General features: G+C 71.2%; 31 protein-coding genes. 4 read left to right on the top strand and 27 right to left on the bottom strand.

All coding sequences use genetic code 11. The features are described from left to right. Positions 1-73: 73 nt before the first annotated feature. A complete protein-coding gene (locus tag OHA98_RS41890; protein WP_266930813.1) occupies positions 74-277 on the top strand; it encodes a hypothetical protein in 204 nt (67 codons plus the stop codon). Positions 278-368: 91 nt separating this feature from the next. Then, positions 369-593, top strand: a complete 225-nt coding sequence (locus OHA98_RS41885) for a hypothetical protein (RefSeq protein WP_266930812.1) — start codon at positions 369-371, stop codon at positions 591-593. 3 nt (positions 594-596) lie between these two features. On the opposite strand, the gene OHA98_RS41880 is transcribed toward OHA98_RS41885, so the two are convergent. The 26 genes from OHA98_RS41880 to OHA98_RS43050 all read right to left on the bottom strand — a co-directional run bounded on the left by OHA98_RS41880 (position 597) and on the right by OHA98_RS43050 (position 14,373). Continuing rightward, positions 597-1,556, bottom strand: coding sequence for a hypothetical protein (locus tag OHA98_RS41880; RefSeq protein ID WP_266930811.1), 960 nt, complete (start codon positions 1,554-1,556; stop codon positions 597-599). 98 nt (positions 1,557-1,654) lie between these two features. Further along, on the bottom strand, positions 1,655-1,975 hold the full coding sequence (locus OHA98_RS41875; RefSeq protein WP_266930810.1) for a hypothetical protein: 321 nt from the start codon (positions 1,973-1,975) through the stop codon (positions 1,655-1,657). Next, positions 1,972-2,328 (bottom strand): hypothetical protein, encoded by a 357-nt coding sequence (locus tag OHA98_RS41870; RefSeq protein WP_266930809.1) that lies wholly within the window; start codon positions 2,326-2,328, stop codon positions 1,972-1,974. Before OHA98_RS41870 ends, OHA98_RS41875 begins: the two co-directional genes overlap by 4 nt. Before the next feature lie 34 nt (positions 2,329-2,362). Continuing rightward, positions 2,363-2,569 carry a hypothetical protein gene (locus OHA98_RS41865; RefSeq protein WP_266930808.1) on the bottom strand — a complete coding sequence of 69 codons (207 nt, stop codon included), beginning with the start codon at positions 2,567-2,569 and terminating at the stop codon, positions 2,363-2,365. Further along, complete coding sequence (locus OHA98_RS41860) at positions 2,566-3,153, bottom strand: hypothetical protein (RefSeq protein ID WP_266930807.1); 588 nt, start codon at positions 3,151-3,153, stop codon at positions 2,566-2,568. The genes OHA98_RS41865 and OHA98_RS41860 overlap by 4 nt, the downstream gene beginning before the upstream one ends. Beyond that, positions 3,150-3,380, bottom strand: a complete 231-nt coding sequence (locus tag OHA98_RS41855) for a hypothetical protein (RefSeq protein WP_266930806.1) — start codon at positions 3,378-3,380, stop codon at positions 3,150-3,152. Before OHA98_RS41855 ends, OHA98_RS41860 begins: the two co-directional genes overlap by 4 nt. Further along, entirely contained in the window at positions 3,377-3,880 is a 504-nt protein-coding gene (locus tag OHA98_RS41850) for a hypothetical protein (protein WP_266930804.1), read from the bottom strand. The genes OHA98_RS41855 and OHA98_RS41850 overlap by 4 nt, the downstream gene beginning before the upstream one ends. Beyond that, on the bottom strand, positions 3,877-4,809 hold the full coding sequence (locus OHA98_RS41845; protein ID WP_266930803.1) for a hypothetical protein: 933 nt from the start codon (positions 4,807-4,809) through the stop codon (positions 3,877-3,879). The genes OHA98_RS41850 and OHA98_RS41845 overlap by 4 nt, the downstream gene beginning before the upstream one ends. A gap of 10 nt (positions 4,810-4,819) precedes the next feature. Then, positions 4,820-5,194 carry a hypothetical protein gene (locus OHA98_RS41840; protein WP_266930801.1) on the bottom strand — a complete coding sequence of 125 codons (375 nt, stop codon included), beginning with the start codon at positions 5,192-5,194 and terminating at the stop codon, positions 4,820-4,822. Further along, positions 5,194-5,637 (bottom strand): hypothetical protein, encoded by a 444-nt coding sequence (locus tag OHA98_RS41835; protein WP_266930799.1) that lies wholly within the window; start codon positions 5,635-5,637, stop codon positions 5,194-5,196. Before OHA98_RS41835 ends, OHA98_RS41840 begins: the two co-directional genes overlap by 1 nt. A 7-nt stretch (positions 5,638-5,644) precedes the next feature. Beyond that, the gene (locus OHA98_RS41830; RefSeq protein ID WP_266930798.1) at positions 5,645-5,920 is read right to left on the bottom strand and encodes a hypothetical protein; all 276 of its coding nucleotides are present in this window, start codon (positions 5,918-5,920) and stop codon (positions 5,645-5,647) included. Beyond that, positions 5,917-6,123 carry a hypothetical protein gene (locus OHA98_RS41825; protein ID WP_266930797.1) on the bottom strand — a complete coding sequence of 69 codons (207 nt, stop codon included), beginning with the start codon at positions 6,121-6,123 and terminating at the stop codon, positions 5,917-5,919. Before OHA98_RS41825 ends, OHA98_RS41830 begins: the two co-directional genes overlap by 4 nt. Further along, complete coding sequence (locus OHA98_RS41820; protein WP_266930795.1) at positions 6,120-7,229, bottom strand: DNA cytosine methyltransferase; 1,110 nt, start codon at positions 7,227-7,229, stop codon at positions 6,120-6,122. Before OHA98_RS41820 ends, OHA98_RS41825 begins: the two co-directional genes overlap by 4 nt. Beyond that, the gene (locus OHA98_RS41815; RefSeq protein WP_266930792.1) at positions 7,226-7,852 is read right to left on the bottom strand and encodes a crossover junction endodeoxyribonuclease RuvC; all 627 of its coding nucleotides are present in this window, start codon (positions 7,850-7,852) and stop codon (positions 7,226-7,228) included. The genes OHA98_RS41820 and OHA98_RS41815 overlap by 4 nt, the downstream gene beginning before the upstream one ends. Next, positions 7,849-8,319 (bottom strand): phiSA1p31-related protein, encoded by a 471-nt coding sequence (locus OHA98_RS41810; protein WP_266930791.1) that lies wholly within the window; start codon positions 8,317-8,319, stop codon positions 7,849-7,851. The genes OHA98_RS41815 and OHA98_RS41810 overlap by 4 nt, the downstream gene beginning before the upstream one ends. Next, positions 8,316-9,131, bottom strand: a complete 816-nt coding sequence (locus tag OHA98_RS41805; RefSeq protein WP_266930790.1) for an exonuclease domain-containing protein — start codon at positions 9,129-9,131, stop codon at positions 8,316-8,318. The genes OHA98_RS41810 and OHA98_RS41805 overlap by 4 nt, the downstream gene beginning before the upstream one ends. Continuing rightward, the gene (locus OHA98_RS41800; protein ID WP_266930788.1) at positions 9,128-10,219 is read right to left on the bottom strand and encodes a hypothetical protein; all 1,092 of its coding nucleotides are present in this window, start codon (positions 10,217-10,219) and stop codon (positions 9,128-9,130) included. The genes OHA98_RS41805 and OHA98_RS41800 overlap by 4 nt, the downstream gene beginning before the upstream one ends. Positions 10,220-10,236: 17 nt before the next feature. Continuing rightward, positions 10,237-11,064: a hypothetical protein gene (locus tag OHA98_RS41795; protein ID WP_266930787.1), complete on the bottom strand. Its 828-nt coding sequence runs from the start codon at positions 11,062-11,064 to the stop codon at positions 10,237-10,239. Continuing rightward, entirely contained in the window at positions 11,061-11,636 is a 576-nt protein-coding gene (locus tag OHA98_RS41790) for a hypothetical protein (protein ID WP_266930786.1), read from the bottom strand. The genes OHA98_RS41795 and OHA98_RS41790 overlap by 4 nt, the downstream gene beginning before the upstream one ends. Next, positions 11,633-11,911: a hypothetical protein gene (locus OHA98_RS41785; protein ID WP_266930785.1), complete on the bottom strand. Its 279-nt coding sequence runs from the start codon at positions 11,909-11,911 to the stop codon at positions 11,633-11,635. The genes OHA98_RS41790 and OHA98_RS41785 overlap by 4 nt, the downstream gene beginning before the upstream one ends. Beyond that, positions 11,908-12,390, bottom strand: a complete 483-nt coding sequence (locus OHA98_RS41780; protein ID WP_266930784.1) for a hypothetical protein — start codon at positions 12,388-12,390, stop codon at positions 11,908-11,910. Before OHA98_RS41780 ends, OHA98_RS41785 begins: the two co-directional genes overlap by 4 nt. Next, complete coding sequence (locus OHA98_RS41775) at positions 12,387-12,782, bottom strand: hypothetical protein (RefSeq protein WP_266930783.1); 396 nt, start codon at positions 12,780-12,782, stop codon at positions 12,387-12,389. The genes OHA98_RS41780 and OHA98_RS41775 overlap by 4 nt, the downstream gene beginning before the upstream one ends. A gap of 79 nt (positions 12,783-12,861) precedes the next feature. Further along, positions 12,862-13,365 (bottom strand): hypothetical protein, encoded by a 504-nt coding sequence (locus tag OHA98_RS41770; RefSeq protein WP_266930782.1) that lies wholly within the window; start codon positions 13,363-13,365, stop codon positions 12,862-12,864. Further along, positions 13,362-13,715 carry a hypothetical protein gene (locus OHA98_RS41765; protein ID WP_266930781.1) on the bottom strand — a complete coding sequence of 118 codons (354 nt, stop codon included), beginning with the start codon at positions 13,713-13,715 and terminating at the stop codon, positions 13,362-13,364. The genes OHA98_RS41770 and OHA98_RS41765 overlap by 4 nt, the downstream gene beginning before the upstream one ends. A 102-nt stretch (positions 13,716-13,817) precedes the next feature. After that, complete coding sequence (locus OHA98_RS41760) at positions 13,818-14,018, bottom strand: hypothetical protein (protein ID WP_266930780.1); 201 nt, start codon at positions 14,016-14,018, stop codon at positions 13,818-13,820. 28 nt (positions 14,019-14,046) lie between these two features. After that, a complete protein-coding gene (locus OHA98_RS43050; RefSeq protein WP_353962260.1) occupies positions 14,047-14,373 on the bottom strand; it encodes a helix-turn-helix transcriptional regulator in 327 nt (108 codons plus the stop codon). Between the two features lie 303 nt (positions 14,374-14,676). On the opposite strand from OHA98_RS43050, the gene OHA98_RS41750 reads away from it, so the two are divergent. Continuing rightward, the gene (locus OHA98_RS41750) at positions 14,677-15,051 is read left to right on the top strand and encodes a hypothetical protein (RefSeq protein ID WP_266930778.1); all 375 of its coding nucleotides are present in this window, start codon (positions 14,677-14,679) and stop codon (positions 15,049-15,051) included. A 197-nt stretch (positions 15,052-15,248) separates the two neighbouring features. Next, positions 15,249-15,431 (top strand): hypothetical protein, encoded by a 183-nt coding sequence (locus tag OHA98_RS41745; protein WP_266930776.1) that lies wholly within the window; start codon positions 15,249-15,251, stop codon positions 15,429-15,431. Between the two features lie 74 nt (positions 15,432-15,505). Here OHA98_RS41745 and OHA98_RS41740 read toward each other — a convergent pair whose 3' ends face one another. Further along, positions 15,506-16,450 (bottom strand): tyrosine-type recombinase/integrase, encoded by a 945-nt coding sequence (locus OHA98_RS41740; protein WP_266930775.1) that lies wholly within the window; start codon positions 16,448-16,450, stop codon positions 15,506-15,508. Between the last annotated feature and the right edge of the window lie 141 nt (positions 16,451-16,591).

The following is a 16,591-nucleotide window of genomic DNA, read 5'->3' as shown; positions in this document are numbered from 1 at the left end:
GATGAGCGCCATGCCAGAGCGGGAAGAGCCGCCGACACACGGTGCGGGCGAGGGAGAACCGAGGTTGGGGAACATGTCCCAGGTTGCTGCCGAACTCGGTGTGTCGCGGCAGTACGTGCACACGTGGCGCCGTACACACGAGGACTTCCCAGCGCCCCGCCGTCGGCCCGGCAGCACCCGTGACGAGTGGGATCTCGACGAGGTGCGTCGCTACTGGGATGCGCGAGACCTACGGCCCGGCGAGCGCACCGACCTACACGCCGACGACGAGCAGTGACCCGGACCCCGCCCGATGTGGCGGGGTCTCGTCGTACCCGGACGGGGCACCTCGCGCTGCGAGCGGCGGCAGCCGGCCGGACCATGACCGTATGGACGCGCAGCGCCCCGTGATCGTGAACCCGCCCTCGCCGACCGGCGGCCGCCGCGTGCGGGTCGACGGCGAGATTCTCGGGCTCGCGCACAGCCTCGTCGACGTCGCCGAGTTCCTGCGCCGAGCCGGCCTCGAACTCGAACCGAGCGAGGTCGCCGAGTCCGGCCTGATCGAATGGCGAGGCGGCGGCCCCCAATCGTGGGGAACCGCCGCCGACGGGTGAGTGCTACGCGGCCGCGCGATCCCGAGCTGCTGCTCGCTGTCGAGCCCGGTCGTCGGCCCGCTTCCGGCGCCGAGCCGCCCCGTCGAGTTCCCGCTGCAGGGTGGCGAGCTGCGCGGGCGTCGACCACGTACGGCGGCCGCCGTCGAGCCCGACCGGCGCCGAGCAGTCCGGACCGGCACACGTCACCGCGTCGTTCTCGCCGCCGCCCGCGTGCATCGTGAGCGCGCTGCCGCAGTACGGGCACGGCCGATCCATTGTCACGGCGTACCGGTCGATAGTGCCGCCGATCGTCCGCTCGATCCGGCGCGCAGCCTCGCGGGCGACGAGCCCGATCGCTGCCCGGTGATGGTCGCGCAGCGGCATGCACGGCCCCTCGTCGCCGCGCAGCCGGCCGAGCAGCCACTCGGCCGCCCGTACCGCGCTGCGGTCGCCCATGGTGAAGTGCCACCGGGCAGGGTCGGCCTCGTCGCGTGCGGCGAGCATGGCGAGGGCGAGCCCGACCGGGTCGCCGGGGATCGGCCGGCGCAGCGCCTTGACCGTGTCGCGCTGAATCTCGGCGGCGACCTGATCGGCGATCGAGCACAGAGCGACCTCGACCGCGCGGCACGCGTCGACGACGTGCAGCCGCAACGGCACCGGGCGCTCGCCGAGCTGTCCGGGGTGCCGGTCGGGGCGCGGCAGGTGACTGCGCCCCTCGCCGACGTACTCGCAGTGCAGGCACTCGTACCGCGGCCGGCCGTGCTCGTCGGTCTTGGTGACGAGGTGCTGCGCGTGCTGCAGCAGTAGGGCGGTCTCGTCGCGGTCGTGCTCGTCGAGGGTGCGCAGGTACTCGGCCTTGCCCATGGCGGGCGGCCACGAGTCCGAGGTCTGCGAGGTGTCGATCAGGGCGCGCAAGTGGGTCCAGTGGTCGACGACGACCTGCAGGTCGTCGAGGGCGGTACGGGGGCGGGCGGTGTGCTGCATGGTGAGCGCTCCTGTGGTGCGTGGGGCGTAGGCTGATCACACCGCGAAGGGGAACGGGGCGCCCGGTGCTTGCCGGCTTGGGGCGCCCCTTCGTCGTGTCAGACCGTTCGGCGCCGCTTGTCGCGAGCCCGCCGACGGGCAGCTCGCAGTTCGCCGCGCGCGAGCACGCCGTGCCGCTCGTTCGGCTGCGAGGGCGGCAGATGGTCGACCGGGCTGTACTCGACCCGCCCCTGCGCGTCCCACACATAGTTCCGGTACCGGTGCATCCCGCGGTGCCCGCGCCGGTAGGCGCAGCGCCAATGCCGGTATCCGCCGCCCGCCTCGTCCGTGCGCGGGCAGTGATTGCAGTAGCCGCGCGCGACGGCGAGCAGATCCTGCAGGCGGTCGTGCCACACCTTCCGGTAGATGCGCAGCCTCATGACGCGCCCCTCTCTCCCTGCTCTTCGGCACTGGCCTCGGCGGGCGGCATGAACCGCGCGATCTGCCGCATTGCTCGCGCCTCGACGAGATCCCACGCCCGCGCGGCGTCGGCGAGGATCCGGCGGCGCAGCGACATGACCTCGTGGTGGGCGTTGACCGCCTCGGGCAGCGAGGTCGCCTCGGGCAAGTCGAGGCGGCGCTCGATCCGGCCGACGGCGGCACGGTCGAGGATCGCGTCGAGCCCGGCGAACTGCGGTGCGTCGAAGTGCGGGTGCTGGTGTCGCCATGCCCGGATCTCGTCGAGCGCGGCGGTCAAGTGGTCGGCCGCCGGGGCGGTAGTGGTGTTGTCCACGGGGTTCCTCACAGTCTGTGGATGGCGGGCGGGACTACAGGGGCGGGAGGTCGACGACGCTGCGGCCGATCGCGTCCGGCTTGCGCCGCCGGGTCACGGGAGTGCAGTAGCCGGCGAGCGGGTTTTTCTCGTACAGCCAGTCGAGGGCGGCCGCGAGGTCGTCGTCGGAGAGGTCGGCGAGCTGCTCGACGTCGGCCTCGTCGAGGTCGTCGAACTCGTCGGGCTCGAACTCGTCGCTCATGCCGCCTCTCCTGTACCGGTGTTGAGCCATGGGGCGAGGGCGCCGAGCACGACGTCGATGCGGGCCTCGGTCCGGTCGGCGATGCACCTGCACTGAGAGGTGCGCTCGCACTTCGGGCACGGAACGGGACGGCGTAGGGCGTGTTCGAGGACGCGTCGAACGACGAGCGGGGCGGCGCCCACCTTATCGCCCACGCCCATGGGCATGGGCAGTACCTGCTCGTCGTCCTGGTCGACGAGCACGATCTCGGTCGCGCCCTGATGTCCGTGGATGAACTCGACCGACACGCGCCCCCGGTCCCAGAACACGGCCGAGGGGTGCTCGCCGCGCCACCGGACGTTCGCGGTTCCGTCCGGCCACAGCACGCCGTCGGCGACCGACCCGTCGCCGCTCACTCCGCTCACGTCGTGATGACGGCGCAGGGTGAACCGCAGCGGCACGAGCTGCTGATCGGGGCGTACGACGCGGCGCCCGGTGAGTTCGAGGGTGGCCTCGTCGAGCAGTGCCCGCGCGGCCTCGTCGTCGACGACGCGACGGGCGAACGCGAGCAGCGCCTCGACGGCGGTCATTGGCTTCTCGGTCATGCTGCTGTCTCCCTGGTCTGTCGGTAGCGGTTGTTCACGCCGTAGCCGTTCGAGTGATCGATCTCGGCGACAGCGGCGCCGAGTTCTGCCCAGTGGCGCGCGGCGTCGGGGTCCGGCTTGCGGCGCTGCTGCTCGCGGGCGCGGCCGCGGCGGGGTCGGGGTCGGGCGCCGCCGAACGTGCCGTCGGGCACGGTCTCGGCGAGCTGCTTGTCGACGGACACCTTCACGAGGACACCTCGCATTCCTGGGGTGCGGTGCGCGCAGCCTCGCGGGCAGCCCGTACCGCCTCGCGAGCCTGCAGGTACGTGTCGTTCGGACGACCGGCGGCCGCCGGCTCGGATCCGGTGAGCAGCGCCCGCAGCTCTACCGGATCGGCGCCGCCGCGGCGTACGCCCTCGCGTTCGGCCCGCAGCGCCGCCCGGTAGCCGGGGATGTTGTCGGGGTCGAGGTGCGGGTGCGAGGTCGGCTCGAAGGTGCCGACGTGCCGGTCGAGCCGGCGGCGAGCCTCGGTGCGCCACCGGGCGGCGATGTCTTTCGGCATGACCGCCCACGCCGACTCGGCGTAGTGGTCGCCGACCGCCCGGCCGGCGAAGTCGAGGGGGACGTCGCGCAGGATCGCCGCCCACATCGTGAGCTGCGCAGCCTGCTCGGTCTCGTTCACCTTCACGACTCGGTCGTCGACGAGGGAGATCTGCGAGAGCAGTTCGAGGGTCTCGTCAAGGGTCACGACGCGGTACCTCCGTTCAGGCGCTCGCGCAGCCGGTCGAGCCCGGCGCGCTGCTGCTGTGACTTGGTCATGGGCTGCTGCGCGAAGGGGACGACGACGCCGCCCGGCCCCTGCGCCGCCTCGGTGCGCTCGTTCTCGGCCCACTGCTGCCAGCGGCCGCCGAACCCGGCGGCGCGCACCTGGTCGTCGAGCATGCGCTGCCGGAACTTGCGGGTGACGGCGTCGATCTGCTGCCCGGTGAGCTGCTCGCGGCCGCTGTCGGCGCGGGCGAGCTGCGCGGCGCGCACGTCGTCGTCGCTCGGCTGCCAGTCGGCGGCGATCTGAGAGAGAGCCGCCCGGCCGCGCATACCGCCTGCAGGTGCCTCTCTACCTTCACCCCCCTCGTGGGAGGGGAGGGGAGGGGAGGGGTTCGCGTGCGCACGAGTCCCCGAGCTGTCCCCAGGGGACGCACCGCCGCGACCTGCGTAGTCGTCATATTCCGGCGTACGGTCCGTCGACGAATCGTCGTCGAATCGTCCGCGGTTCTCGTTCAGACCGTCGGCGAATCCGCCACGGTTCGGCAGCGGATCTTGCACGGCGCGCTGCCGCCGCTTCTTCTCTGCAGCCCGCTCGCGCTTGCTCTCTACCTCGGCGCGCGACGGGTTGTACGGGGCGAGGTAGTCGTGAATGAAAAAGTCGCCGGGCGCCGGCTGCGCGCACTTCGGGTGCCTGCACGAGTGCCCGCGTTCGTGCCACAGCCCGGCAGCGACCAACTTCGCGATCTGCGGCTTCGAGCCGTACATCTTCGCGATGACGCCGGGCACGATGCCGTCGGTCAGGTGCTGTGCGGCGTAGGCGCCGCAGCGCAGCCACAACCCGAGCGCCGCGTTCCCGGCGGCGATCATCTTCGGGTGGCTGTGGGCGTTGTCGTCAACGACGAACCATGGCATCGGGGTTCTCCTATCCGAGGGTGAGCTGTCCCTCGGGAACCGAGGTCGTACGGGGGCGGCGCCCGCCTCGCCCGCGCCCGTGGGCGTGGGCGCCAGTGCCGGGGGGCGCCGTGCACTGATGGTCGATCACGTGCGGGCGGGTGCACTCCGCCTTGCGTCGGTGGCAGTCGGCCCACTGCAGGTCGGGTCCGCCCGCCGAGGTGCGTACACACCAGTCGAGCCGGTTCGGCTCGCGCAGCAACGCGGCCGCCGCGGCGGTCAGTTCGTCGGCGTCGGCGGTCACAGCGAGCGCCGCACGGTTGCCGACGAGCTGCCGCAGTACGGTGCGGCCGCAGCGGCAGCGCTCACGACGAGCGCCGCCACTGCTGCTCGGGGGGCGGGGCATCAGAACTGCTCGGCTCGGTTTCCGCCTCGCTGCGCACGCTTGCGTTCCTCGTGCACCTCGAACTCGACCTCGGTCGGCTGCTCGGCGAGCAGCGCGGCGACGGTCGCCTCGACGTCCTGCGAGCCGGGCCCGATCTCGTCGAGCGTGCCGTTCATCTTGCGCTGCCGGTACATGGCGCGCTGCACCTCGCGCAGCAGCCGTATCGTGTCGCCCTCGGTGGCGACCTCGGCGAGCTTGACCCTGAGCTTTACCTGCGGGTCTTTGTCCTCGTCGGCCGCGTGCCCGGTGTACGTCGTACTCGCGAACTCGACGACCGCGACGATCCTCGATCCGGGCGCCTCGAACAGCCCGCGGCGCAGGATCGCGGGAATCGCCTGCTGCAGCATCGCGCCGGCACTGTCGAGCTTGACCTCGACCTCGGCATCTTCGTTCAGCCTCGGCATGGGTGAGTCACTTCCTTCGCTTCTTCTTCATGGACCGCTCAAGAGCGGCGTACTGGCGTGCGCCTTCTTCTCTGACCTCGGGGATCGGGCACTCGTCGCGGCGGTGCCGGCCGTAGCGGACGGCGAGCAACTCGACCTCGGCGTATCCGACGGCGTCCTCGGCGTGCCCGCACGGGCACGTGAAGTCGCCCGAGGCGAGGCTCTTCGCCTTGTTGCTGTCGAGGCGGACCCGCAGCCCGTAGCCGGGGTGCGGGTTGCCGATGGTCGGCCCGAGCCCCTTCACGGCTGCTCGCCGCCGAGGGCGTCGACCGCCTCGTCGTCGAGCAACCCGCAGTCGCGCCAGTGCTCGACGAGGTCGCCCTGATCAGGGACCGGCGGAACCGGCCGCGACATCGCCGCGGTGATCTCGTCGGACGTCCGGCGGCGCGGCTTCACAGCCGTGCCGGGGATGGTGGGGGCGCCGGCCGCGGCGCAGCGGCGCCTCATACCGCGACCTCGACGCGTAGCTCGCTGCCGTCCCGATCGACTACCGGGCCGGCCGCGGCCTCGAACACGACCTCGGCGAGCAGTGGCGGTATCGCGTTCCCGACCTGCCTGAACTGCGAGGTGCGGGTTCCGTGGAACGGGTGCCCGGCCGGGAACGTCTGGAGAGTCGCCGCTTCCGCCAACGAAAGGTTGCGCTCCTCGATGCCGTCGCCCACCCATTTGCAACTGATCGCCGACCCGGTGATGGTGAAAGCGGGTGCGCTGATCGCGCGTTCGTACCGCTCGACGGGCTGATCGGGGCGCGACTTCCAGACTTGACCGGAGCGGAGTTTCCAGGAACGGGCCCGGCCAGTAAGGGCGTTACTCGGGCCGTCGGCCGGGAACTCGTTCCCGCCCGCCGCCCGCCCCCGCTCGTCCTTCGGCCGGTCACCGCGGGTGTTCACCACCACGCCGGGCGGCAGCCCGAGCGCCTCGGCCATCGACACCCACGGCGTCCCCCACAACCAATCGCCGCGTGCCGGGTCGTAGTGCGTCGGCTCGGGCCACACGACCTCGCGGATCCGCGAGGCGGCGAGAACCGCCCGGCGACGGGTCTGCGGCACGCCGTAGTCGGCAGCGTTCAGCACGCGCGCCGACGCCGAGTACCCCCAGCGGGTGAGCACCTCGACGTACTGCTGCCACAGCGGCAGCACGTCGGGCACCTGTTCCATCACGATCCACTCGGGGCGCAGGTCGTGATGCCACCGCATCGGCTCGGCCGCCAGGATCGACAGCTTGTCGGCGCACTCGGCCCGCAGCGCGGCGCGGGTGTCCCGGCCGTGCGCGAGGTCGTCAATCGCCTGCGCGACGACCGGCTGATCGACCTTTCCGAGCCCCTTCCCGGCGCGCGAGTACGGCGTGCACACCGGTGAGTCGACCTTGCCCGTGATCCGGTCGCGGAACGGGGCGGTCGGGTAGGCGGTCACGTCACACCGGATCGTCGGGTGGCCGGCCGCGGCACGCGTGGCGCACGCGTCGCGGTCGGTCTCCATACCGACGTGCCGCGCGCCGCGCCGCTTGAGTGCGACGGCCCAACCGCCGGGCCCCCCGAATCCCTCGACGATCATGCGGCCGCCCCCATCACGTAGCGCTGCACGTACGCGTCGGGCCAATCCGCCTTGCCGAGGGCGTCGCGCTGCGCCTGCGGCATCGAGAACCGCGGCAGCCCGCACCAGTCGTAGCCGGCCGCGCGCAGCCACCATGCGTCGGCCTGGTCGGCGCCCTCGTCGTTCTCGAACTGCGCGCCGTCGGCGAGGAACGCGGCCGCGGTCATGTCCCGTTTCGAGGCGGCGCCGTTGTCGGCGGCGTACTTCTTCAACGTCGCCGGGGCCACGTACGCCCACGGCACGTCGGCGTCGAGCAGCAGCGCTTGCACGACGCCGTGCAGGGCGGCGATCGGCTTGAGCGACCTCGGGTGCATGCGGGTCGGCAGATCCTCAATCACGGCGAGGTGCGGCCGGTGCTCGGCGATCTCGGCGATCAGGGCCCCCCGGATGTGCAGCAGCCGGCGCGGTCCGTCCTTCTGCCGGGTCCGGATCCGGAACGTCGAGCCGTCGGGCCTGCACACGCCGGTCGAGGTGATTGAGAGGTCGAGCCCGAACACGCGGAACTCGTCGGGGCTGCCGGTGCGGCGGTCGGCGAGCAGCGGCTCGTCGCCCACGGCGATCAGTCCGGGGATCGAGTGCGTCATGCCGCACCGCCCGAGCGCGGACTGATCGGGCCGTACAGGGCGCGCAGCACGCCGAGCGGCTGCACCTCGCCGTCGTCCTCGGCCCGCAGCAGCGGCTCGCCGAGCCGGTCAGTGCTGCCGTGCCACTTCCACTCGCGGTCGAACTCGTCGCCCCACAACAGCGACAGGTCCCACGAGTCCCCGCGGGGGTCGCGGTACACGCCGCGGTCGCGGTCGAGGCGGCCGCCGCGCGGGTCGGCCGGCCGGTCCTCGCGCGGCCGGTCGTGCTGCTCGGGCGCCGGGGTGCAGGGGAACGGGCCGTGTTCGGCGTCGAGCCGGTCGGCGATCCCGCGCAGCAGCTCGGCGGCGAGCGACTTGCACACGCCCGGCGTGCGCACGGTGTACGAGCCGTCGCGCTGCACCGCGACCACGATCACGGCGCTGCCGTTGCGGTCGACGTCGAATCCGATGATGTTCCGGTCGGTCATGCGGGTGCCCCTTCGGTGCTCGGCTCGACCCACGGGCGCAGCGGCCACGCGCGGTCGACGACCGCGTTCGGGTCTGTCTTCCGGAAGTGCTTTTCGAGCCCGGCCGCCTGCTCGGCCGCCCACTCGATCTGTGCGGCGTGCAGCTCGGCGAGCGAGAGATCGCGGAACGCGTAGAACCGCGGCCGCCGGATCGCTTGGATCCGCTCGGGCAAGTCACGCCACCGCGTGTGTGCGATCTCCGCGATCGAGCGGGCGATCTGTGCGGCGGCGAGTGCGTCGAACGAGCAGCCGTGCGCCGCCTCGTCGTCCCACGGCACGCCGTAGACCTGCGCGAGCGTGACGAGCTGCCGCGCCCCTTGCTGCTCGCTCGGGCGCTTGCGGAACTGGTCGGCGTGCTGGTCGAGCACGCGAGTGTCGATCACGTGCAGCGGGGTGCCGTCGAGCCGGTCGTGCAGGGTCGGCAGTTCGTACCGGCGGCACTCGCGGTCGAGCAGCGTCAAGTCGTACGACACGTTGTGCCCGACGATCGCCGAGCCGGCGAGCAGCACCTGCCCGGCGAGTTCCGCGGCGATCTCGCGTACGACGTCGCGCGCCGGGTCACCCTTCGCTCGCGCATGCTCGGTCGTGATCTTGTGTACCTCGGTCGCCTCGGCGGGGATCTCGACACCGGGGTCGGCGAGCCATTCGCCGGCCTCGGCCTCGATGCCGCCGCCGCGCGAGAGCACAGCGCCGGTCACGATCCGGTCGTTCTCGACGTCGACGCCCGTCGTCTCCAGATCGAACGCGGACCATCGGCCGAAGTGCCACGTCATCGGCGTGCCCCCGATCCGGGCTGCGCCGCCGCCGGCCATGAGGTCGCGGGCTGCGCGGTCGGCGGTTCGGTTGCGTCCTGGTCGCCCTCGCCGAGCACCTCGACGTCGTACACGCCGTCGTCGTCCGGCCCGAGTTCGTCGCCCTCGCCGCCGTCGTCCTGGTCGCCGACCTCGCCCGTCGTCGGGTCGATCCCCTTGTCGATGTCCTCGGCGATCCGCATGAGGTCGCGCGACAGCTCGTCGGACCCGTCGCGGGCGACGTGCCCGGCGCGGTTCGCCCGGTGCCACACCTCGCGCACCTCGGCGGACGTACGGCACGCGCGGGCGTCGGCGAGGTAGTCGGGCAGCTCGGCGGGCGCGGCCTCGATCGCGGGCCGATTGAGGCTTGCCGGATCGAGGGCGGCCGCCGTGCTGATCGGACCGGTAAGGGCGTGCCGCAGCTTCGGCAGCGACGGCACGATCATGATCACTTGGAACTGCTTTGTCTTGCCCTTGCGCAGTGCCTTGCGCTGCTCGATCCACATGCGGACGGGCATCATGCCCTTGCCGCCCGTCGCCTGCAGCACGGTGTCGAGCCCGCCGGCGAGCGCGTCGGCCGCGTAATACGACTTCGTCTCGATCCGCCACACGCCGAGGTCGGGAAGATCGGGCAGGAACACGCCGACGCGGGACGTCGGGCGGCACACCTCGTCGGCGGGGCGCTCGTGCCAGTCCTCGCCGTACCGCGCGAGGCAGATGCACGGGTCGCCCGACAGGCGCTCGGTCACGCCGTCGCAGCGCCGCGCGCAGCCGCCGCCCGTCCACATCTCGTTTGACTGGTCGAGCGGGTCGCCGGCGGGCAGGATCGCCCGCAGCTCGGTCGCCTCGGTGATGACCCGCCACTGCGCGACGGGCTGCCCCTGCGGGGTCCACTGCTCGACCCGGCCGCCGTACAGCTCGGCCGCGGCCGCGACGTACTCGCGCGAGTGCGACGTGAGGATGAACGTCTTGGACTTGACCGGGATCGGCCGCCCGTTCGGCTTCGGGTTGGGCCGGCTGTAGCCGGTGCGGATGCGGCCGAGTTCGGCCGCCTGCCGCTTCATGGTCATGATGCGCGATCCCATGGTCACGCTGCCTTTCGATCGGATGCGCCCGGCGCCCACGGCGGGTCGACCGCCGGATACGAGGTCGGGGCGTCATGCAGGTAGCGGGAGGTTTCGAGAGCGCCGAGGAACGCCCGGAACTGACGCCGGCCGGACGGCACTTCGATGAGCCGACGACTGCGCGTCCGCAGGTTCAGGAGCGCCGTACGGTGCACCCGCGGCGCCGGCTCGCTGCTGTCGTCCGGCAGCAGCCACTCGGGGGCGTGCCGCAGGCCGGCGAGCTGCAGCGGCTGATCGTCGTAGACCGTGCTCGCCGGCTTCTTCGCGCTCGTCTTGTAGTCGATGAGCCACAACTGCCGCCGCCGATACCGGCCGGTCGGCAGCCACACCCACAGATCGCCGGTCCCGGCGTACCCGCGCTTGCGGTTCATGACAGTCATCTCGACCGCCAACACGTCGCGCTCGAAGTCGACGCGCCACAGCCGGAACCACGCGGCGAGCTGCACCGCGTACGGCTCGACCTCGGGGTCGTACGGGTAGGGCGTGTTCAGCACGAGCGACACGGCCCGCAGGTGCACCCGCGTGCCGAGGTCGCGAGCCTTGTCGGTGTACTCCCGTGACACCGCCACGAGTTCGCGTCGCAGCGCGGTCGGCTCGGTCCGTGCTCGCCGGGCGGTCGCGATCGGGTCGGCGATGACGGCGTCGGCGGTAAGGCCGGCTGCCCACGGCACGAGCGCCGGTTTCGCGATGCTCGACAGCGCGTTCGTGACGCTGATCAGGTCCGGCCCCCCGGCGGGGTCCTGGTAGTACCGACCCCGGTCGGTCGCGACGGCCCACTTCGGGTCGGTCACCGCAGCTCACCCACCCACAGGTGCGCGTCGCCGTGCCCGTTCTTGACGCCCGCGGAGAACGCGCCGATGCGGGCGCGGTACCGGGCTCGGATGAACGACGACTCGGGCAGCGCCGACGGGCGCGGGCACTGGCACGGCAGCACGGTCGGGAACTCGCACGGGCGCGGGTGCCGTTGCTCGTGAGTGGACTCGCCCTGTTGCGGCGATCCGCCGCGGGTGTCCTTCTCACTCGGCTCGACGCTGATCTGCCAAACGGCGCCGCCGGTGTAGCCGATGGGCGAGTCGTCGTCGGGGTGCGCCCAGAACTGCCGATCGACGTCGCCGTCTTCAGTCCGCCAGTCCCAATACCGGCCGTGCGCGTCCACCTCGGCGACGTCGTCGCAGGCGGCGCGGGCGGCCTCGCGGGTCAGGTGCAAGGTCAGCGGGGCGCTGTCGTAGTCGGCGACGTACAGCGGCGAGATCGCGCGCTCGGCGTCGTACTGCGCGAGCAGCCGCTCGACGACGTGCTGCGGGTCGCGGCTGTCGGCGTAGTACACGCGCAGCGCGTGCTCGATCACGGTCCGGGCGCTCACGACTGTTCACCCGCCCCGCGGTCGTCATTGAGCAGCGCGACGAGGTACTCGGCGAGCACGCGGTCGCCGACCTCGACGACCGGTCCGGGGCAGCACGAGTACACGCTCGCGTCGACCCGCTCGTGCTCCGGGTCGGGGCACACGGGCGCGATGCACCGCGGCTCGGTCCGGCCGGTGTCGTCGTCGGCGGCGAGGCGCCACTCGGGCAGTCCGTCGAGGTCGTACTCGCGCAGGCACTCGGCGGCCGCACGGCGGGCGTTGGGGAGCGGGATCACGCGCGCTCACCCGCCTCGGCGAGCTGCGGAATGCCCCGCTCGGTACGGAACTCGGCGATCGCCTCGCCGCAGCACACGGGCTCGCCCTCGACGCTGCGCTCGTCCTGATTCGTCGAGTCGTCGGCCGCCTCGTCTGCGGTGAGCACCTCCCACCGCAACCGGCAGTACGAGCACGTGTGCGTCTCGCTGCAGGTGACGGTCACCTCGTCGACCTGCGGGCGCTGCCGCAGCTCGGCGGCGATCTCGTCGCAGCGTCGCCGGTAGTCGCCCTCGACGTCGCGGCTCACGAGGCTGTCACTCATGGACAGGGCGCCGAACCCGAGGCTGCCGAGGCGGCGCGGCAGAACCGCGACCGTGATCGGCCCGCTCGCGGCGACGAACTCGGCGAGTTCGTCGAGGCCGGTGAGCCCGAGGTCGGCGGGGCGGCGAGGCTTGAGAGTGACCATCACTCGCCACTCGTCGCGATACGTCAGCTTCACGCGGCCGCGCCCCTCTCGGTGCGCTGAGCGGCGGCCGCCCGGCGGTCGGCGAGGGACTGCAACTGCCCGGCGAGGCTGAGCGTCAGCAGCCGCTCGGCGAGGCGCCCGCACTGCCGGCCGTAGACCGGCAGTTTCGTGCGCACCTCGGCGACGAGGTCGTCGACGAGCCCCTCGAACGGCAGATCTTGCGGCCGCTCGATCAGGTGCGGGTCACGCGCCTGCATGTCGACGAGCCCGTCGAACCGGTCGAGGAACCGGTCGGTGAGCAGCGCCTCGACGACGTCGGTCACGATGCCCTGCACGAACGGCTCGACGTCGAGCGTTACGCCGGTCGGAATCGGCTCGGTCGTGATGCGGTACGGCCCGTCAACGGGCCTGTTGGTGTTGGTCATCGGGAACCCCCGGCAGAAGAAGCGAGCAGCAGAGCGATCGCGACGAGCGCGATGATCACGGCGCTGATGACGTTGTCGATCACGGCCGGACCGCCATCCGGCGACCGAGGTCGGCGAGCTGCTCGCCGTACAGCGCGGGCACGCCGACGCCGACGAGGCGGGCACGGACACCGCCGTACGTGCAGCGGACGGTCATCGACACCCCGGTCGAGTCGGCTCGCGAATCGCCGACGCCGAGGGCGTGCATCCACTGCTTCCAGTCGGCGAGTGACCTCGGGTGAACGACGAACCGCACTTCGCCGCCGACCGAGGACACGTCGGGCGTGCCCGGCATGCCGTCGATCTGCGCGCGGGCGGTGTCGGCGATCCGCTTCGCCTTGCCGCACTCGGCGAGGGCGGCGACGGCGGCCGGGCTCGGCGCGGGCCGGTTCTTACCGGGCGTCGAGAACGGGTCGGTCGACCGGGTGAGCAGTCCCAACTCGTCGAGCTGCTGCGCCGCTTCGAGGGCGGGGTCGCCCGTCGTGCCGTGCACGACGGCGGCCGCGATCGCGCGGGCTGCCCGTTCGATGTTCGTGTTCGTCATGCCGACGCCGCCCCTCGGAACTCGGCCGGCACGAACTCGTCGTGCACGAGGGGGACGTGTACGAGGATCCGAACGGTCGAGCCGTCGGCGCGCTGCGGTGTCTCGGTGCGCAGCGTCCACAGCGACGCCCCGTCGAGGGCGGGCGCGCGGTTCACGTCGCCGCCGAGGGCGTACGTCCACTGTGCGAACTGCTCGCCGTCGGCGACGACGACGTGTACGCCGTCCTCGCGAACGAGCGGCGGCCGCACGGTCGGCAACATCAGGTAGTCGATCGCCGCCTCGACCGCGACGAGCTGCGGGTCGATCTTCGGCGCTTTCGCGGAACGGAGCGGGATAGGCTGTGCGCTCAAGGCACTCGCCTCGCTTTCTGCAGTAGTTGAGTGGGGCGCGAGCCGACAGGGGTCGTTCCGGATGCCGGTCCGGGTCGGCCCCGACTTGCGTCCGGGGTGATGTCAGGCGGCGGCCGAGCCGGGGCGGTACTGCGCGAGCTGCTGCCGCGCCTCGGCCCGCTTCTTCTCCTTCGCGGCCTCGCTCTTCGCGCGGCGGGCGGCCGCCGACTTGAGGGCGAGCGCGCTGTAATGCGCCTTGCGCAGCGACTCGGCGACCTGCGTGATCTCTGCCTCGGTCGCGTCGGGGTGCTGCTCGCGCGCCATGGCGAGGAACCGCGTGTGGTGCGACGCCCTACGGGCGGCGGCGGTACGGGCCGACCGGTTCGGCGTGTTCGCCCAACTCATGTGGGCCGCGAACCTCATCTGCTGCGAACGCTCGCTCGTGTTCACTTCGAGCCCCTTCCTTCGGATGACCGCCCACGCCCATGGGCGTGGGCAGTGGGTCGTAAAAAAGAGCGTCTCGGCGTACGTCGAGCACCTCGCATATGCGGTCGGCAACGTCCTCCGTGACCGAAGGTCGTTCACCGGACAGCAGCGCGCCGATCTTGCTCTTCGAGACGCCGACGGCGTCGGCGAGCTTCCGGATATCCAGTGAGCTGCCGCCCGGCGCCCATGTCATCAGTCCGCGCAGCACGTACCTGTCGGTCAGATGCAGTCGCCGGGCATGAGCCATGGATGAGCCTCCGCTTTGCTGCCCACGATCGTGGACAACGCCAGTACAGCACATCGTTCGAGCGGTGTCCACGATCGTGGGCAGCTTATGCGGGGGTTAAGAATCAGCCGGGAATCCCCCCCGGCCCCCATAGCTGCCCCTGATCGTGGACAATGTCTGCCAAGTGAAAAAGGTTGTACGCCCTGACCTGCGAATTCGCATATTCGCCCGGTTTTGGGCGTGGACTTGTGAGCCTTGAGAGGCGGAGGGATGCCACAGCAGCGGGACGCGCTCACGGAACTCGTGAAGGCGCATGTCGGCCGAGACCGACGCATGTCGACACGCGAGTTCTCCGCTGTCGCTGTGGACCCGGATACCGGATGGTCGCCGAGCAAGAGCCTTACGGCGAAGATCATCGGTGATCAGGGGTACGACATCACGCCGCAGCTCGTCGGCGCCGTCGCGATCGGCCTCGGCCTCGACCGCGAGATCGTCGCGGCGGCGGCGCACCTGCAGGTGATCGGGTACACCGACGCCGAGCTGTCGGCCGGCGCACCCGCGCGGCTGATTCGCGCCATCGGCGCAGAGGGCGAATCGACCGATAAGGCGCAGGCTGTAGCAGATCGGTGGGACGCCGAAAAGTAAGCGCTCACCCGAACGGGTGACGCTGCCGGGAACTGCGTTTAGCTTGCATATATCTGGTGACGAGGTCACCCACTGTTGCGTGTGATACGCCCTGTGTTTACGGCTCGCCTCGTCGTAGAGTGATCAGACCTCGCGCGTGTCGAACGCCGGTTCGATTTGTGGTGCTCGTAAATCGGACGGCGGGAACAGGGGGTCACGTGACAGATGTGCGGGTTGAGCAGGTCGAACTCGACCGCGGTACGCCAGTGGTGTACCGCGACTTCGGCGGGTACGTCCGGCTCGCTCATGATCCCCAGCAGATCGACGAGGCTGCGGCGCTCGCACTCCTGTGCCTCCGTATGCCACAGCTCGTCGGGAACCTCGAAGTGCAGCGAGGCTAACCCCCCACCCTGCACAAGTACGCCCCGGTAGCCGGCTCTCGTCGACGAGCCGGGCACCGGGGCGCAGTCGTTTTTCAGCCGAGGCGGTCGGCCGGGCTGAGACGAGCGTGAGCGGAGCGGGCGCGCTCGGCGCCGGCCGACGACGCGTATCGGGACAGCATCTGCCGGGAACTCCACCCTGTGATGCGCATGAGGTCGTCCTCGTTCCCGCCGTTCACCTTCCACAAGTGTGCGAACGTGTGCCGGAATTGGTGGGGGTGGATCGGGTCGATCTCCGCCTCGGCGCACCGCCGCTTGAGCATGGTCCCCACGCCCCAGATGGTGAAGCGGTGCATCTTCTGCCCGCGGTCGCCCCACCACAGCCACATGTCCTCTTCGAGCGCCTTGCCCTTGTGCTTCGCCGCCGCCCGCAGGTACCGGTCGAGGGCGGTCGCCGCGGTCCGGCCGAACGGCACTGAACGCCATTTGTCCTTCTTCCCGAGGACGCGCAGCACCATGAGGTCGAGGTCGAGGTCGACGACCTTGCGGTCGGTGAGTTCCGACAGCCGCACGCCCGTGTCGAGGAACAGCAGCAGGATCGCCGTGTCTCGACGGTCGGCGTACGTCTTGCCCTTGCACGCCCGGAACAGCTTCACGAGGTCGGCCTCGGGGATGACGGGCACCTCGTTCTCGGTGACCGTCGGCGGTTTCATCGTCCGCATGGGGGTGCGGTCGATCTCTTCCTCGTCCGTGAGCCAGTTGAAGAAGGTTTTCAGCGCCCGGAAGTGCTGGTGTGCGTTCGCCGGCGACGTACGCGCGATCGTGGCGGCGATGTACGCCTGCACATGCTCGCGGTGCACCTCGTCGAGTTCGGACGGCGCGGGCCGTCCGGGTGTTCCTTCCTCGTCGGCGACCGGCCGATACCCGGCGTCCTGGTCGAGCAGGAACCGCGCGAACGAGTTCACGGCGTTCGCGTAGATACGAATGGTGTTGTCACTCTTGTTCTCTGACTTGAGGGCGCGCAGCCAAGAGGCAGCCATGGGCCCGATGTTGTACCGCTCATCTGCCATGAGAACACCATGTGCCCACGATCGTGGACAGTCAAGGCGCTTGGCCCGAAAGCGATGTGCATAGGTCGGGAAAAAGAAATGACCAGCGTTTCCGCTGGTCAGAAGGCGTTT

Origin of the sequence: Streptomyces sp. NBC_00654, assembly GCF_026341775.1 — a bacterium.
GTDB lineage: Bacteria > Actinomycetota > Actinomycetes > Streptomycetales > Streptomycetaceae > Streptomyces.
Note: the sequence above shows the minus strand (reverse complement) of the source record. Positions and strands in the feature narration are given on the sequence as shown.

What these genes read in the sequence shown, in the direction of transcription:
- OHA98_RS41800 (WP_266930788.1), bottom strand. Translation starts at nt 10,219, where the DNA reads ATGACCATGAAGCGGCAGGCGGCCGAACTCGGCCGCATCCGCACCGGC.
- OHA98_RS41885 (WP_266930812.1), top strand. Translation starts at nt 369, where the DNA reads ATGGACGCGCAGCGCCCCGTGATCGTGAACCCGCCCTCGCCGACCGGC.
- OHA98_RS43050 (WP_353962260.1), bottom strand. Translation starts at nt 14,373, where the DNA reads ATGACATGGGCGCCGGGCGGCAGCTCACTGGATATCCGGAAGCTCGCC.
- OHA98_RS41775 (WP_266930783.1), bottom strand. Translation starts at nt 12,782, where the DNA reads ATGACCAACACCAACAGGCCCGTTGACGGGCCGTACCGCATCACGACC.
- OHA98_RS41890 (WP_266930813.1), top strand. Translation starts at nt 74, where the DNA reads ATGTCCCAGGTTGCTGCCGAACTCGGTGTGTCGCGGCAGTACGTGCAC.
- OHA98_RS41805 (WP_266930790.1), bottom strand. Translation starts at nt 9,131, where the DNA reads ATGACGTGGCACTTCGGCCGATGGTCCGCGTTCGATCTGGAGACGACG.
- OHA98_RS41865 (WP_266930808.1), bottom strand. Translation starts at nt 2,569, where the DNA reads ATGAGCGACGAGTTCGAGCCCGACGAGTTCGACGACCTCGACGAGGCC.
- OHA98_RS41880 (WP_266930811.1), bottom strand. Translation starts at nt 1,556, where the DNA reads ATGCAGCACACCGCCCGCCCCCGTACCGCCCTCGACGACCTGCAGGTC.
- OHA98_RS41760 (WP_266930780.1), bottom strand. Translation starts at nt 14,018, where the DNA reads ATGGCGCGCGAGCAGCACCCCGACGCGACCGAGGCAGAGATCACGCAG.
- OHA98_RS41815 (WP_266930792.1), bottom strand. Translation starts at nt 7,852, where the DNA reads ATGACGCACTCGATCCCCGGACTGATCGCCGTGGGCGACGAGCCGCTG.
- OHA98_RS41860 (WP_266930807.1), bottom strand. Translation starts at nt 3,153, where the DNA reads ATGACCGAGAAGCCAATGACCGCCGTCGAGGCGCTGCTCGCGTTCGCC.
- OHA98_RS41825 (WP_266930797.1), bottom strand. Translation starts at nt 6,123, where the DNA reads ATGAGGCGCCGCTGCGCCGCGGCCGGCGCCCCCACCATCCCCGGCACG.
- OHA98_RS41840 (WP_266930801.1), bottom strand. Translation starts at nt 5,194, where the DNA reads ATGCCCCGCCCCCCGAGCAGCAGTGGCGGCGCTCGTCGTGAGCGCTGC.
- OHA98_RS41740 (WP_266930775.1), bottom strand. Translation starts at nt 16,450, where the DNA reads ATGGCTGCCTCTTGGCTGCGCGCCCTCAAGTCAGAGAACAAGAGTGAC.
- OHA98_RS41835 (WP_266930799.1), bottom strand. Translation starts at nt 5,637, where the DNA reads ATGCCGAGGCTGAACGAAGATGCCGAGGTCGAGGTCAAGCTCGACAGT.
- OHA98_RS41845 (WP_266930803.1), bottom strand. Translation starts at nt 4,809, where the DNA reads ATGCCATGGTTCGTCGTTGACGACAACGCCCACAGCCACCCGAAGATG.
- OHA98_RS41810 (WP_266930791.1), bottom strand. Translation starts at nt 8,319, where the DNA reads ATGACCGACCGGAACATCATCGGATTCGACGTCGACCGCAACGGCAGC.
- OHA98_RS41770 (WP_266930782.1), bottom strand. Translation starts at nt 13,365, where the DNA reads ATGACGAACACGAACATCGAACGGGCAGCCCGCGCGATCGCGGCCGCC.
- OHA98_RS41875 (WP_266930810.1), bottom strand. Translation starts at nt 1,975, where the DNA reads ATGAGGCTGCGCATCTACCGGAAGGTGTGGCACGACCGCCTGCAGGAT.
- OHA98_RS41750 (WP_266930778.1), top strand. Translation starts at nt 14,677, where the DNA reads ATGCCACAGCAGCGGGACGCGCTCACGGAACTCGTGAAGGCGCATGTC.
- OHA98_RS41820 (WP_266930795.1), bottom strand. Translation starts at nt 7,229, where the DNA reads ATGATCGTCGAGGGATTCGGGGGGCCCGGCGGTTGGGCCGTCGCACTC.